Genomic DNA, 13,547 nt, shown 5'->3' on the forward strand with positions numbered 1-13,547 from the left:
CGATCAGGAGAACAATAAAAATGATCTTCACCCAGGAACACCAGGAACTGCGCCGCACCGTCCGTGCCTTCGTCGACCGCGAGATCAACCCCCATGTGGATGAATGGGAAAAAGCCGGGCGCTTTCCCATCCACGAGATCTTCCGCAAGGCCGGCGACCTCGGCCTGCTGGGCATTTCCAAGCCGGAGACATTCGGCGGCATGGGCCTGGACTACAGCTACTCTATCGTCGCCGCCGAAGAGTTCGGCACCATCCGTTGCGGCGGTATCCCCATGTCCATCGGCGTGCAAACCGACATGTGCACCCCCGCCCTCGCCCGCTTCGGCTCCGATGAACTGCGCGACGAATTCCTGCGCCCGGCCATCAGCGGCGAACAGGTCGGCTGCATCGGCGTCTCGGAAACCGGCGCCGGTTCCGACGTGGCCGGGCTCAAGACCCATGCGCGCAAAGACGGCGACGACTACGTGATCAACGGCAGCAAAATGTGGATCACCAACTCGCCCAGCGCCGACTTTATCTGCTTGCTGGCCAACACCTCCGACGACAAACCGCACATCAACAAATCACTGATCATGCTGCCGATGAACACCCCCGGCATCAGCGTTAGCCCGCCCCTGGAAAAACTCGGCATGCACAGCTCCGAGACCGCGCAGGTGTTTTTCGACAACGTGCGCGTGCCCCAGCGCAACCGCATCGGCCACGAAGGCGCAGGCTTCATGATGCAGATGCTGCAATTCCAGGAAGAGCGCCTGTTTGGCGCGGCCAATATGATCAAGGGCCTGGAGCATTGCATCGACAGCACCATCGACTACTGCAAAGAGCGCCAGACCTTCGGCAAGGCGCTGATCGACAACCAAGTCATCCACTTTCGCCTGGCCGAACTGTCCACCGAAATCGAATGCCTGCGCGCGTTGGTCTACCAGGCCACCGAGCAATACGTCAAAGGCAAGGACGTAACCCGCCTGGCCTCCATGGCCAAACTCAAGGCCGGGCGTCTGGGCCGCGAAGTCAGCGACAGTTGCCTGCAATACTGGGGCGGCATGGGCTTTATGTGGGACAACCCTGTGGCCCGCGCTTACCGCGATGTGCGCCTCGTATCGATTGGCGGCGGCGCCGACGAAATCATGCTGGGCATCATCTGCAAACTGATGGGCACCCTGCCGGGGAAAAAATCATGAATACCTTGCTGCTGGAACCGCACAACGGCGTGCTGCACATCACCCTCAACCGACCGGAAAGCCGCAATGCGATGAGCCTGGAGATGGTCAACGAACTGCGCGCCGTATTGGCACAGCTGGACAGCCAGGTGCGCGCGCTGGTGATCAGCGGCGCGGGCGGACATTTCTGCGCCGGGGCGGATGTGAAGGACCTGGTCACTGCGGGCAACCAACTACAGGCGCTGAATCGGGCGTTTGGCACGTTACTGCAAGAAGTGGAAGCGGTGCCGCAAGTAGTGATCGTAGTGCTGCAAGGCGCGGTGCTGGGCGGTGGGTTCGGGTTGGCGTGTGTGAGTGATATTGCGATTGCCGATCACCAGGCGCAATTCGGTTTGCCGGAGACCAGTCTGGGGTTATTACCCGCGCAGATTGCGCCGTTTGTGGTGAAGCGCATTGGCCTGACCCAGGCACGACGGCTGGCGCTGACGGCGGCGCGGTTTGATGGGATGGAAGCGGAGCGACTGGGCGTCGTGCACTTCACCGAGCGCGACCCGCAGGCATTGGCGGAGCGTTTGGATGAGGTGTTGGGGCAAGTGCTGCGGTGTGCGCCGGGCGCGAATGGGCGGACTAAAGCGCTGTTGCTGGCGAGTGTGGATGAACCGCTTGAAGGCGTGCTGGATCGAGGCGCGCAGTGGTTTGCCGAGGCGGTGAGGAGCGAAGAAGGGATTGAGGGGACGCAGGCGTTTGTGCAGAAGCGCAAGCCGGGGTGGTGCAGATGACGCCTTCGCAGGCAAGCCAGCTCCCACATTTTTGACCGCATACGACACACAAAGCCGGTCGGCCCTAAGGCCGCCGCGCTTTTGCTTTTGATCTGAGGCGCCCCGTCAAACACGCTGGCCGAACGCAGGCTTTGGAGCGTGGGTAACCCGGCAGGACGCCGGGTTAGCCGCGCTGGGCCAAGGATGGCCCATCGCGGCGGCAAACGCTCCAAAGCCGGAGTGAGGGCACACCGAGCCTAGGCGAGGTGCCGAGTGTTGGGGCGAAGGCCTTTTGGTTACTTTTGGGCCTTTCCAAAAGTGACCCGCTGTAAGAGCGGAACCCTAAGTAGCCGTTACCTAAATAACGGATATACCCACGGAGCAAAAAAATGCCACAGCTCACCAAAATCCTTATCGCCAACCGCGGCGAAATCGCCTGCCGCATCCAACGCACCGCCCAAGCCCTGGGCTATCGCACGGTCGCGGTCTACAGCGACGCCGACACCCAAGCCCTGCACGTCCAGATGGCCGACGAAGCCGTCCATATCGGCCCTTCCCCGGTCCACCAGTCATACCTCAACATCGAGGCCATCCTCGACGCAGCCAAACGAACAGGCGCCGACGCCATCCACCCCGGCTACGGCTTCCTCTCCGAAAACCCCCATTTCGCCCGTGCCTGCCAGGACGCCAGCCTCACCTTCATCGGCCCCAGCGCTGAGGCCATCGAACTGATGGGCAGCAAACGCCAATCCAAACTCGCCATGCTCGAAGCCGGCGTCCCCTGCATCGCCGGCTACCAAGGCAGCGCCCAGGACGACACCACCCTGCAACAACAAGCCGAACGCATCGGCTACCCTCTGATGATCAAAGCCAGCGCCGGCGGCGGCGGTCGCGGCATGCGCTTGGTGCACCATCCAAAAGACCTGTTGAACAACCTGCACACCGCCCGCTCCGAAGCCAAAAATGCCTTTGGCAGCGACGAACTGATCCTCGAACAAGCCCTGATCGACCCACGCCACGTCGAAATCCAACTGTTCGGCGACAGCCACGGCAACCTGATCTACCTCGGCGAACGCGACTGCTCAATCCAACGCCGCCACCAGAAAGTCATCGAAGAAGCCCCCTGCCCCGTCATGACCCAAGCACTGCGCCAAGCCATGGGCGAAGCCGCCCTGAAGGCCGGGCGTGCGGTGAATTACGTCGGTGCGGGCACCGTGGAATTCCTGCTCGACCGCCACGGTCAGTTCTACTTCCTGGAGATGAACACCCGCCTGCAGGTGGAGCACCCGGTGACCGAACTCATCACCGGGCTGGACCTGGTGGATTGGCAACTGCAGATCGCCGCCGGCCAAACACTGCCACTGACCCAAGCCGACGTAACCCTGGGCGGCCATGCCATGGAAGTGCGCCTGTACGCCGAAGATCCGGCCCAGGGCTTCTTGCCGCAAACCGGCGATGTGCTGCTCTGGGAACCGGCCGTGGGCGTGCGCATCGATCATGGCGTGGTGGAGGGCCAGCGCATCAGCCCGTTCTACGACCCGATGCTGGGCAAGATCATTGCCCATGGCGCCACACGTGAAGAGGCGCGGCGCAAACTGCTGCGGGCGGTTGAAGACACCGTGTTGCTGGGGGTCGCGACCAATCGGCAGCTGTTGGCCGATATGCTCAAGCACCCGGACTTTATCGCTGGGGATTTCAGCACCGGATTTATCGCAGAACACTTCAACGAAGTCCTGCCCCAGTCCGCATCAAACGACCAACTCGCCCTGGCCGCCGCGCTGTTTTATACGCACAGCGCCGACCCGCATCCGCAAGCCCTGGCGGGATGGCGCAACAGCGCCAGCGTCCCAGGCACCTATCGCCTTGAAGTCAACGGCGAAATCCACAGCGTCAGCGCTGATCCTCTGCCACTCACCACCGACGGGCGCTACGCCACCGTGGTACTCAACGGCATCCGCCGCCGCGTTGCCTATCATCTTGACGGCAACCAACTGTGGCTGCCCGGCCTCACGGTGACCAACCGCACCCAGCAAGTCGCCAGCCGCCAGGCCGACGCCAGCAGCGGCACCGTCAAGGCACCGATGGACGGCGCCATCGTCGATGTGCGGGTTTGCGCCGGCGACAGCGTGACCAAAGGCCAACTGCTGCTGGTGCTCGAAGCCATGAAAATGGAGCATCCGCTGACCGCCGGTATCGACGGCGTGATCAAGGGCGTGCAGGTTATTGCCGGAGATCAAGTGCGCAATCGTCAGGTTTTACTGGAGATCGAATAGCCCCTAGGCGGAACTACACGGCCGGGCTACGCTCTATCCCCAACAGAAAGGGAAGAGTACGGGAACCTGCGCGATGCCTCATTGGCTGATTATTGACCTTGAAGCCACAACGGATGAAGGCGGCTGGCCCGTGACGGAGATGGAAGTCATTGAGATCGGCGCGAGCCTGGTCAACCGCCAGGGGCGCGAGCTGGATCATTTCCAGCGCTTTGTACGCCCGCTGCGCCGGCCATTGCTGACGCCTTTCTGTCGCCAACTGACGCACATCACCCAGGCAAACATCGATGGCGCGGCGCCGATCACCGAGGTGTGGCCGCTGTTCGAACGCTGGCTGGGCCAGCATCAGCCGCGCCTGGAAGGCTGGGCCAGTTGGGGCGATTACGATCGCAAGCAGTTGGAGCTGGAGTGGCAGCGCAATGGCCTGGCCAGCGCGCTCGCCAACACGCCCCATGTAAACCTCAAGCAGCGCTTCGCCAAGGCCCGGCGTCTGGACAAGCCTCTGGGCCTCAACGGCGCCCTGCAATTGGCGGGGATGCAGTTCCATGGCCAGCAGCATCGGGCGCTGGAGGATGCGCGCAATACGGCGCGCTTGTTACCGCTGATTCTGCCGGTCTAGGCAGCTCCCCTGCCCTTGGGCATACTGGCCGACCTTTCCAGACCCTTTTCCGAGGAATCGCCCATGTTTAAAGTCAACGAGTACTTCGACGGCACCGTCAAGTCGATCGCTTTCGGCACTGCAGAAGGTCCGGCGACCATCGGCGTAATGGCCCCGGGTGAATACGAGTTCGGTACGGCGCAGCGTGAAATCATGCACGTGGTCTCCGGCGCCCTGACCGTCAAACTGCCTGACGCCAGCGACTGGGAAACCTTCGCTGCCGGCAGCCAGTTCAACGTACCGGCCAACAGCAAGTTCCAGCTCAAGGTCGCCGTGGACACCGCTTACCTGTGCGAATACCGCGGGTAAGGGTTTTCCAAGGCTCAAAAAAATGCCCGTCTCCTGCGAGACGGGCATTTTTTTATGGGCGGGTGAATTACTCGAGAAGGGTCACCGGCATTCCAATCTCCAGTCGCCCAACGCCGTCATTGACCAGGTTCTGGCCGAAAATCGCGCCATCCTCAGTCTTGCGATAAGTCTCCAGCGTCGCAAAAGGCTCGCGGTCGGCGCTGCGTTCGCCGGTGTGCGGGTCGATGGTGGTAAGAATGCAGCGCGAGCACGGCTTGACCGCACGGAACTCCACATCGCCAATACGCAGGCGTTTCCAGCCGTCTTCGGCGAAGGCTTCGCTGCCTTCGATCACGAGGTTGGGACGAAAGCGCAGCATTTCCATGGGGCGGCCGATGCGTTGCGAGAGGTCGTCCAGGGAGGCCTGGCCGATCACGAGCAAGGGGTAACCGTCGGCAAACGCGACCTGGTCATCGTCCTTGCCGTAACCCGCCTGGGTGGTACGCGCGCGCTCCAGGGGGATGTGGACCAGTCGCGTCGGTTTGCCGATAAAGTCACTGACCCAGGCAGCCGCTGCGTCGCCGGCGTCGGGCACGCGCAGGGTGTCACGCCAGATGGTCACACCCCGCAACGCGTCGTCGCTGGCCGGCAGCGCCACGTCCAGCGGCGTGTAGCCAGGCGAACTCAGGGTGAGGCCACCGCGGCTGTTCCACAGCGCCGACAGTTGGCTCATCTTCGCCACGGCGCGCTGTGTGAGGAAACGCCCGCTGGCTTCATCCACCAGCATCCAGCGTCGATCCCCGTCCACACCGAGTTTATCCAGGCCGACCTGTTGCAGTATTTCGGCCTTGCCGGACTTCAAAGGGTAACGGTACAACGCGCTGAGACGAAGCATGAGCCTGCATTCCTGAACGAGTAAAGCCCACACTATAACCGCTCACTACATGGCGGGCACTTCGTCCAGCATCAGACGTTGGCGCACCACGTCCACCAGCTTGTCGGGCTGGAACTTGGACAGGAAGTTGTCACAGCCGACCTTCTTCACCATCGAGTCGTTGAAGCTGCCCGACAACGAGGTGTGCAGCACCACGTAGAGGCTGCGCAGGCGCGGATCATTGCGGATCTCGGTGGTGAGGCGGTAGCCGTCCATTTCGGGCATTTCGGCGTCGGTGAAGATCATCAACAGCTTGTCGGTCATCACCTGGCCGCTGTCGGCCCAGGCCTTGAGCATGTTCAAGGCCTTGAGACCATCGCTGGCGATGTGCATCTTCACGCCCAGTTGGCCGAGGGTGTCGCGCAGTTGCGAGAGGGCCACGTTGGAGTCATCCACCAGCAGCACTTCACGGCCACGGGCGCGTTCCAGCACCGGGTCTTCGAGTTTTTCACGGGAGACCTTGGCGTTGTACGGCACGATCTCAGCCAGGACTTTTTCCACGTCGATGATTTCCACCAACTGGTCGTCGACCTTGCTGATGGCGGTGAGGTAATGCTGGCGCCCGGCGCTGGCTGGCGGCGGCAGGATGGCTTCCCAGTTCATGTTGACGATGCGGTCCACGCCGCCCACCAGAAACGCCTGCACCGAACGGTTGTACTCGGTGACAATAATGGTGCTGTTGGGCCCCGGCACAAGCGGGCGCATGCCGATGGCCTGGGACAGGTCGATCACCGGCAGCGTCTGGCCCCGCAGGTTGACCACGCCACATACGAACGGGTGGCGTTGCGGCATCAACGTCAGCTTGGGCAGTTGCAGGACTTCCTGCACCTTGAACACGTTGATCGCGAACAGCTGCCGCCCGGCCAGGCGGAACATAAGGATCTCAAGGCGATTCTCACCCACCAGTTGCGTGCGTTGATCTACCGTGTCGAGAATGCCGGCCATTAAAAGCTCCTGATGCGCTAGGGGATTGTGCAGTTCACATAAGGTTTGTTATCGGCGGCGAGCGCCAGACCTTGACCCCTGTAAAATGCCACGTAAATGCATTGATGTCACACTGACATCATGGTTTACTGCTCTGGCTCTACAAGTAGCGGTGCAGCGACGTTGCGCGACATTAAGTTCGACGCAAGGTTCCGCCATGTAAGGGATTCCCCTATGCGCAATCAGGCCCGACCTGATATTCGCAATATCTAATAGCCATTAATGTGACGCCATTCTCAATGCATGAATGGAGTCAGGCTTTTGTTTGCCATCCCAAGCCCTCAGCCCGCGGGTCTTCCAGACACTCAGATGTCGGCACTTGAAGGTGTGCAATTGACCCCATTCATGAGGGCCGCGCACAGCCGTCGCCGTCACTCTAATAAACGTCCTACTGAAATCTCAGAACCAACCTACAGATTTCAGTCATATTTCAGCGCTACTTTTAAGCCATTCACCCGGTGCGACATCTCATCACCCGACCTTATGTTGTGGAGACTTGCATGATGAACAACGGTAGAGAGTGGCAACTTGCACTTCCCGAATTCCTGCACGAGGCGGAAAAGCTGCTGGCCAAATCGGAGGAATGCTTGAGCCACTTGCATTTGATCCGAAACGACAGTGACGCCATCGACTGCATGAAGGCCAGCCTGATCAAGCTCGCCGAGAGCGCCGATCACCTTGCACTGCAGGCGATCAGCGAGTTCTCGCGGCATATTCAGTACCTGATCGCCAATGCCGAGAGCCCCTTGCAGTTGCATGATCAAGCCTTGGACGCCCTGGAAGAGTGCTTGAAATTGCTCGCCTGGCAGCTGGAGTTGATTGATGTAAGAACCGGCCAACTGGCATTGGATGAAGCGGAGCAAACGACGCTGATTGCTACGGTAACTCTGCATATTCCACAAAAGGATTTCAGCTTTAAACCTCAGCAGCGAATGCACCACACGTCTTGAGCGGATATCAGGTCGTGTTTAAACCTGAAGGTATCTAAAAACGACATCGCCACCCATCAAATGGAATTGAATCCCACCCACGCAATATCAATTAGCCATTAACGGTAATAACGATACAAATTCACGGAAGTAATATAACCCCTCACTTCATGAACTCCGGGAATACCACCTGGAACATTTGCACGTTTAATAACCCAGCCAGGCGACCAACGGTAATAGTGGTGGTACTATGCCCCGCTCGAAGTGACCCAACTTCATCATGCTTGAAAACGATTCGATAACGCATTCCAAACAGAGCCCTGTCAGCCGCCATGACCGGTCTTCCCGCAGCGAACCCTCATTGGCTCCATCCGCTATGTACGCCAGCCTCAAGACACTCATCGCAAGGTCCGCGTCCCGCAGCAATGCACGCCGTTTGATCCTCGCCCTGTGCCTTGGCTCGCTGTTGCTGAGCCTCTGGACCTATACCCGTTCTGCGCCCTTGCCGCTGCTGGTGATTGTGCTCAACCTGGCCACCCTGCTCGTGATGGGCCTGCAACAGTGGCGCTCGCGCAAATCCATCAAGTTCCAGCCCCAGGAATTGGCCGACCGCCTGCTGCAAGTCCAGGAAAACGAACGCCACCGCCTCAGCCGCGAGCTGCATGACGATATCGGCCAACTGCTCACAGCCGCCAAGCTGCAAAGCGAATGGCTCAAGCGCCGCCTGCCGGACGACCTGCAAAGCCAGTGCACGGTGCTGTGCAACACCCTGAATGAAACCCTGGCCAAGGTGCGCGACGTCTCCGCCATTCTCAACCCTCGCCAGCTGGCCAGCCTGGGCCTGGAAGCCAGCCTGCGCGCGCACCTGCTCAAGACCCTGGAAAACACCCAGGTGTGCTGGAGCCTGGAATGCCAGCAACGGCTGACCGGTATTCCGGAAGAAATGGCGGTAGCGGCCTTTCGCATCACCCAAGAAGCGGTGACCAACATGCTACGCCACGCCCAGGCGGGTAACCTGCTGGTCCGCCTGCAACGCCTGCCCGAGGGCCTCTCGCTGAGTATCTGCGATGACGGCCAGGGTTTTTCGCCGGCCATCAACCCTGCCCTGGAAGGCCAACGGGGCATGGCCGGCATGTCCGAGCGGGTTGATCAGCTTGGCGGTTCATTATCCGTCAGCAGCCAGCCAGGCAAAGGGACACGGATCGACGCGCTTTTCCCCTGGGCGCCCCGCGCCCTTGAACGGGCCAGTTCCCCTAAGGTTATCGAGTGACCTGCAAATTACTCCTGGTGGATGACCACGCTTTGATCCGGGCCGGCGTACGCGCGCTGGTCCAGGACATTCCCGGCTACACCGTCATCGGCGAAGCCAGCGATGGCGCGCAACTACTTGAGCAGTTCAGCGCCTTGCTGCCCGATATCGTGTTATTGGACCTGTCGATGAAGCACACCGGCGGCCTGGATGCCTTGCAGCAACTCAAGCGGGCCTACCCCAAGAGCCGCGTACTGATCCTGTCGATGCACACTGACCCGGAACTGATCATGCGCGCGCTGGAATCCGGCGCCCATGGCTACCTGCTCAAGGACACCACCGCCAACGAGCTGGAACACGCGCTGCTGGCCTTGCGCAACAACGAACGTTACCTGAGCCCGGCGATTGCCCACACGGTGATCAACCAGGCGCTGGTCCGTAGCCAGGGGCCCGCCACGCCCGCCGCGCACAGCCATAACCTCACGGCGCGGCAGCTGGAAATCCTGCGCTTGATCGTGCGCGGCAAGTCCACCCGGGAAATCGCCCACGGCTTGGGCTTGAGCATCAAGACCGTGGAAGCGCACCGCTCGCAAATCATGAAACGCCTGCAGATTTTCGACGTGGCCGGCCTGGTGTTATTTGCCGTGCGCGAGCAGATCATCAGCCTGGACGACTAACGGCGAATCCACCGGCAGGTGCACGCGCAAGGCCTTGGGCAAGGCCTCGAAGTGCAGGTCGTCGCCCTCCAGCGGCTCGCCATCCAAGTTGATGTACAAGCCTTGCGCAACCTTGATATTCACCCACGGCAGCCGTGCACGGACAAACATGGTGTCCAGGCCCCAGCCATTGGTCATCAGCTCACGCAGCGTGCCGACCACTTCCTGCGGCGCGGGCAGGATACTGACGTCCAGCAGGCCATCATCCGCCATTGCACCGGGGCATAGCTCATGCCCACCCCCCGCCTGGCGACCGTTGCCGATACCCAAGGCGAGCAACTCGCCCTTCCAGTGAAAATCGGGACCATCCAGCTCGGCGTAGGCGGCCTTCAACTCGCTGAAACGCGACAGGCCGGTGAACAGGTATGCGGCGCCGCCGAGCACCTTCTTCAAGTCTTCGGAAGTGTTGGCAGTGACCTGGCTGCCAAAACCGCCGGTGGCCATATTGAGGAAAATTTGCCCGCCCACCTTACCGAGGTCGATGGCCCGTGGCGGCACGTCCAGCAGCGCCAGGGCCTGGGCGGGTTCCAGCGGCACACCGGCAGCCTTGGCGAAGTCGTTGGCGGTGCCCAAGGGCATCAGCACCAGGCTGGCGTCGGTTTTGGCCTGGGCCATGGCTTCGGCCACATCACGCAAGGTACCGTCGCCGCCGCCGGCGATGATATGGGTGTAGCCGTCGGTGAGGGCTTCATTGACCAGGCGCTGGGCGTCACCGCCCTCCCACGTCACCCGCACCGCCAGCTCGCCGCCCTGCTCGCGCCGGGCCTTCACGGCATCGCGCACATCCTCGTTGAGGGCTTGCTTGCCATGGAGGATCAACAGTGCCTTGGGGGTGGTCATGGGTGGGTTACTCCTGGATTCAAAGGTGCTTGAAGGATGTGGACCTTTGGCGAGGAGAAAAAAGCCATGGAATGGGAAAATAATTGGATGACTGAGTACCTATCCGTTTTTTAGGTAACGGCCACTACTTTTGGATCCTTCCAAAAGTGACCCGCTGTAAGAGCGGAACCATAGGTAGTCGTTACCGCAGGAATGGATATGTACGCCGAGCAAAGCCCACAGTCAGCTCTTATGCAGCTTACTCATCAACTGCGCCTCAGCCTGCGTCAACCCACACGACTGCGTCAGCTCATCCACCGTAGCCCCCATCCCCACCAACTTGGCGGCCTGGGCAAACGACAGACTCGAGGGATCCCGCTGCTCAATCTGCGCCAGCTTATCCGGGATCGGCGCAAGGATCGCGCGCAGTTCATGCACCTCATCCCCAACCTTTACCGCACTCTGCTGGTAATGATCGACTCGCTTTACCAACTCAAGCACGCGCCGGTCACGCACAGCATCGCGCTCAGCCTGCTGCAACAACAACTCGCGTTGCTGGCGCACATAGCGCAGCAGGAATGCCAACGTCCCGGCCCACAACAGGGCCAGGACAATTACCGCTGCTTCAAGAAACAATCAGATGTTCTCCAGATCCGACCATTCTTCTTCGCTCATCATCTTGTCCAGCTCAACCAGAATCAGCAGTTCGCCGTTCTTGTTGCACACGCCCTGGATGAACTTGGCGGACTCTTCGTTACCCACGTTCGGCGCGGTTTCAACTTCGGATTGGCGCAGGTAGACCACTTCGGCCACGCTATCGACCATGATCCCGACCACTTGCTTGTCGGCCTCGATGATGACGATACGCGTATTGTCGTTGACTTCGGTCGGCACCAGGCCGAAACGCTGGCGGGTGTCGATCACCGTCACCACGTTGCCGCGCAGGTTGATGATGCCCAGCACGTAGCTCGGTGCACCCGGTACCGGGGCAATCTCGGTGTAGCGCAGCACTTCCTGCACGCGCATCACGTTAATGCCATAGGACTCGTTGTCCAGTTTGAAGGTAACCCATTGCAGGATCGGATCATCCAAACCTTGTGCGGACGCTGACTTGTTCATACCCCTGACCCCTTCAAATGCCGTTTTACACGGCGTGTGTGCTTCGCTGACCGCATTCACATGCGGCCCTTATTGTTCAATCAACTGCGTTTAGTTATTGGCATCGACTTGGCGGCGCCACTGGCGATCAACTCGGCCAGTTCGGAAACATCAAGCAACGCGCACATGTGTTCAATCACGGTGCCCGCCAGCCAAGGCCGTTGACCCCGATGGCTGCGCCATTTGATTTCGTTCGGGTCCAGGCGCAACGAGCGGCTGACTTGATGCACGGCCAGCCCCCACTCGTAGCCCTGCACCGAGATCACGTATTGCAAGCCCTGGCGGAAGTCGTCGCGGTAACGGTCAGGCATGACCCAGCGCGCGGTATCGAGGACTTTCAGGTTGCCGGCCTGGCTGGGCAGGATGCCGAGAAACCACTCCGGTTGCCCGAACAGTGGCGTCAGTTCCTGGCCTTCCAGTGAATAAATCGAGCCCAGGCACACCAGCGGCACCGCCAGGGTCAACCCGGCGACGTCGAACAGCAGGCATTCAAACGGCTCTGCAGCCCAGCTCGGGCGGCCATCACCGGTCACCGGCGGCGGCGTGATGCTCGGTGGCAGGTGCACTTCCACCACCGGCTCGAGCACGACGGGCGCAACCACCACAGGCGCGGTCACAACCGGCGTAATCGGCACCACAACCTGCGCATCTCGGGCTTGCTCTTCCAGCACCGCCAACTGGAATTCATCCAGCAAGGCCACTGGTTCGACAGCCGGCTCCAGCACCAGGATCGGTTCCGGCAGTTCTTGCGCGGTCGCATCCTGCAGCAAGGCATCCAGGTAGGATTCCAGTGCCAGTTGCGGCCGGGTCTTGAGTTTGGTGGGCCGGTTCATCACGCCACCTGCGCCACAAGCTGCTGGGACAGCAGGTGCTTGAGCAATGCGCGGTAGGCAAGGACGCCACGGCTCTTGCCGTCGAACTGCGACGGTGTGAGACCTGCACGGCTGGCGTCACGCAGGCGCGTGTCCACCGGGATGTAGCCGTTCCAGATGGCCTCCGGATAGGCATCGCGCAATACGCGCAGGGTGCCGAGGGACGCTTGGGTGCGACGGTCGAACAAGGTCGGCACGATGCTGTACGGCAGCGCCTGTTTGCGCGAGCGGTTGATCATCGCCAGAGTGCTGACCATGCGCTCCAGGCCTTTAACCGCCAGGTGTTCAGTCTGCACCGGGATCACCAGTTGCTGGCTGGCTGCCAGGGCGTTCACCATCAACACGCCAAGCAACGGCGGGCTGTCGATGATCGCGTAGTCGAAGTCTTGCCACAGTTGCGCCAGGGTCTTGGCGATCACCAGGCCCAGCCCGCTCTGCCCCGGCGACTGGCGCTCCAGGGTGGCCAGGGCGGTGCTGGAGGGCAGCAGGGAAATGCTTTCGTTGCTGGTAGGCAGCAGCAGTTGGCCCGGCAAATCGGCCGGCACGCTGCCTTTATGCAGGAACAGGTCGTAGTTGCTGTGTTCCAGCGCATCCGGGTCGTAGCCGAAATAGCTGGTCATGGAGCCGTGAGGGTCCAGGTCCACCACGACCACACGCTTGCCCGCCTCAGCGAGCAAACCGGCTAAGGCGATGGAGGTGGTGGTCTTGCCGACTCCACCTTTTTGATTGGCAACTGCCCAGACTCTCATTCGGTT

At 60.9% G+C, this 13,547-nt stretch carries 15 protein-coding genes; 8 read left to right on the top strand and 7 right to left on the bottom strand.

Annotation, left to right across the window (positions count from 1 at the left end):
- The first annotated feature begins 20 nt into the window (after positions 1–20).
- The 5 genes from atuD (at position 21) to ppnP (ending at position 5,152) form a co-directional block, all read left to right on the top strand.
- Positions 21–1,178 (top strand): citronellyl-CoA dehydrogenase, encoded by a 1,158-nt coding sequence (atuD, locus tag HU722_RS20655; protein WP_065873404.1) that lies wholly within the window; start codon positions 21–23, stop codon positions 1,176–1,178.
- Positions 1,175–1,936: an enoyl-CoA hydratase/isomerase family protein gene (locus tag HU722_RS20660; protein ID WP_065873405.1), complete on the top strand. Its 762-nt coding sequence runs from the start codon at positions 1,175–1,177 to the stop codon at positions 1,934–1,936. The genes atuD and HU722_RS20660 overlap by 4 nt, the downstream gene beginning before the upstream one ends.
- 368 nt (positions 1,937–2,304) lie before the next feature.
- Positions 2,305–4,188 (top strand): acetyl-CoA carboxylase biotin carboxylase subunit, encoded by a 1,884-nt coding sequence (locus HU722_RS20665; RefSeq protein ID WP_065873406.1) that lies wholly within the window; start codon positions 2,305–2,307, stop codon positions 4,186–4,188.
- 73 nt (positions 4,189–4,261) lie between these two features.
- Positions 4,262–4,804, top strand: coding sequence for a 3'-5' exonuclease (locus tag HU722_RS20670; RefSeq protein WP_065873407.1), 543 nt, complete (start codon positions 4,262–4,264; stop codon positions 4,802–4,804).
- A gap of 63 nt (positions 4,805–4,867) precedes the next feature.
- The gene (ppnP, locus tag HU722_RS20675) at positions 4,868–5,152 is read left to right on the top strand and encodes a pyrimidine/purine nucleoside phosphorylase (protein ID WP_058424671.1); all 285 of its coding nucleotides are present in this window, start codon (positions 4,868–4,870) and stop codon (positions 5,150–5,152) included.
- A 67-nt stretch (positions 5,153–5,219) separates the two neighbouring features.
- Here ppnP and HU722_RS20680 read toward each other — a convergent pair whose 3' ends face one another.
- Together HU722_RS20680 and HU722_RS20685 are read right to left on the bottom strand one after the other, a co-directional pair.
- Positions 5,220–6,026, bottom strand: coding sequence for an MOSC domain-containing protein (locus HU722_RS20680; RefSeq protein ID WP_065873408.1), 807 nt, complete (start codon positions 6,024–6,026; stop codon positions 5,220–5,222).
- A gap of 45 nt (positions 6,027–6,071) precedes the next feature.
- Positions 6,072–7,010, bottom strand: a complete 939-nt coding sequence (locus HU722_RS20685) for a chemotaxis protein CheV (protein ID WP_065873409.1) — start codon at positions 7,008–7,010, stop codon at positions 6,072–6,074.
- Positions 7,011–7,549: 539 nt separating this feature from the next.
- Here HU722_RS20685 and HU722_RS20690 point away from each other — a divergent pair.
- From HU722_RS20690 to HU722_RS20700, 3 genes are all read left to right on the top strand, one after another.
- On the top strand, positions 7,550–7,999 hold the full coding sequence (locus tag HU722_RS20690) for a hypothetical protein (RefSeq protein ID WP_175403045.1): 450 nt from the start codon (positions 7,550–7,552) through the stop codon (positions 7,997–7,999).
- A gap of 355 nt (positions 8,000–8,354) precedes the next feature.
- The gene (locus HU722_RS20695) at positions 8,355–9,248 is read left to right on the top strand and encodes a sensor histidine kinase (protein ID WP_065873410.1); all 894 of its coding nucleotides are present in this window, start codon (positions 8,355–8,357) and stop codon (positions 9,246–9,248) included.
- Positions 9,245–9,904 carry a response regulator transcription factor gene (locus tag HU722_RS20700; protein WP_065873411.1) on the top strand — a complete coding sequence of 220 codons (660 nt, stop codon included), beginning with the start codon at positions 9,245–9,247 and terminating at the stop codon, positions 9,902–9,904. The genes HU722_RS20695 and HU722_RS20700 overlap by 4 nt, the downstream gene beginning before the upstream one ends.
- Here HU722_RS20700 and yegS read toward each other — a convergent pair.
- From yegS to HU722_RS20725, 5 genes are all read right to left on the bottom strand, one after another.
- On the bottom strand, positions 9,863–10,783 hold the full coding sequence (yegS, locus tag HU722_RS20705) for a lipid kinase YegS (RefSeq protein WP_065873412.1): 921 nt from the start codon (positions 10,781–10,783) through the stop codon (positions 9,863–9,865). The genes HU722_RS20700 and yegS overlap by 42 nt on opposite strands.
- A gap of 222 nt (positions 10,784–11,005) precedes the next feature.
- Positions 11,006–11,398, bottom strand: a complete 393-nt coding sequence (locus HU722_RS20710) for a DUF2802 domain-containing protein (RefSeq protein ID WP_065873413.1) — start codon at positions 11,396–11,398, stop codon at positions 11,006–11,008.
- Positions 11,399–11,881, bottom strand: a complete 483-nt coding sequence (locus tag HU722_RS20715) for a chemotaxis protein CheW (RefSeq protein WP_003236843.1) — start codon at positions 11,879–11,881, stop codon at positions 11,399–11,401. It abuts the gene before it with no gap.
- Between the two features lie 80 nt (positions 11,882–11,961).
- Positions 11,962–12,753, bottom strand: coding sequence for a CheW domain-containing protein (locus HU722_RS20720; protein ID WP_065873414.1), 792 nt, complete (start codon positions 12,751–12,753; stop codon positions 11,962–11,964).
- Positions 12,753–13,541: a ParA family protein gene (locus HU722_RS20725; RefSeq protein WP_065873415.1), complete on the bottom strand. Its 789-nt coding sequence runs from the start codon at positions 13,539–13,541 to the stop codon at positions 12,753–12,755. Before HU722_RS20725 ends, HU722_RS20720 begins: the two co-directional genes overlap by 1 nt.
- Positions 13,542–13,547 lie beyond the last annotated feature (6 nt).

It is taken from the genome of Pseudomonas tritici, assembly GCF_014268275.3.
GTDB classification, from domain to species: Bacteria; Pseudomonadota; Gammaproteobacteria; order Pseudomonadales; family Pseudomonadaceae; genus Aquipseudomonas; species Aquipseudomonas tritici.

Bases quoted from the DNA above. Each gene is read 5' to 3' on its own strand.
- HU722_RS20670 (WP_065873407.1), top strand. From the start codon at position 4,262: ATGCCTCATTGGCTGATTATTGACCTTGAAGCCACAACGGATGAAGGC.
- yegS (WP_065873412.1), bottom strand. From the start codon at position 10,783: ATGACCACCCCCAAGGCACTGTTGATCCTCCATGGCAAGCAAGCCCTC.
- HU722_RS20665 (WP_065873406.1), top strand. From the start codon at position 2,305: ATGCCACAGCTCACCAAAATCCTTATCGCCAACCGCGGCGAAATCGCC.
- HU722_RS20695 (WP_065873410.1), top strand. From the start codon at position 8,355: ATGTACGCCAGCCTCAAGACACTCATCGCAAGGTCCGCGTCCCGCAGC.
- HU722_RS20715 (WP_003236843.1), bottom strand. From the start codon at position 11,881: ATGAACAAGTCAGCGTCCGCACAAGGTTTGGATGATCCGATCCTGCAA.
- HU722_RS20660 (WP_065873405.1), top strand. From the start codon at position 1,175: ATGAATACCTTGCTGCTGGAACCGCACAACGGCGTGCTGCACATCACC.
- atuD (WP_065873404.1), top strand. From the start codon at position 21: ATGATCTTCACCCAGGAACACCAGGAACTGCGCCGCACCGTCCGTGCC.
- ppnP (WP_058424671.1), top strand. From the start codon at position 4,868: ATGTTTAAAGTCAACGAGTACTTCGACGGCACCGTCAAGTCGATCGCT.
- HU722_RS20725 (WP_065873415.1), bottom strand. From the start codon at position 13,541: ATGAGAGTCTGGGCAGTTGCCAATCAAAAAGGTGGAGTCGGCAAGACC.
- HU722_RS20720 (WP_065873414.1), bottom strand. From the start codon at position 12,753: ATGAACCGGCCCACCAAACTCAAGACCCGGCCGCAACTGGCACTGGAA.
- HU722_RS20690 (WP_175403045.1), top strand. From the start codon at position 7,550: ATGATGAACAACGGTAGAGAGTGGCAACTTGCACTTCCCGAATTCCTG.
- HU722_RS20685 (WP_065873409.1), bottom strand. From the start codon at position 7,010: ATGGCCGGCATTCTCGACACGGTAGATCAACGCACGCAACTGGTGGGT.
- HU722_RS20680 (WP_065873408.1), bottom strand. From the start codon at position 6,026: ATGCTTCGTCTCAGCGCGTTGTACCGTTACCCTTTGAAGTCCGGCAAG.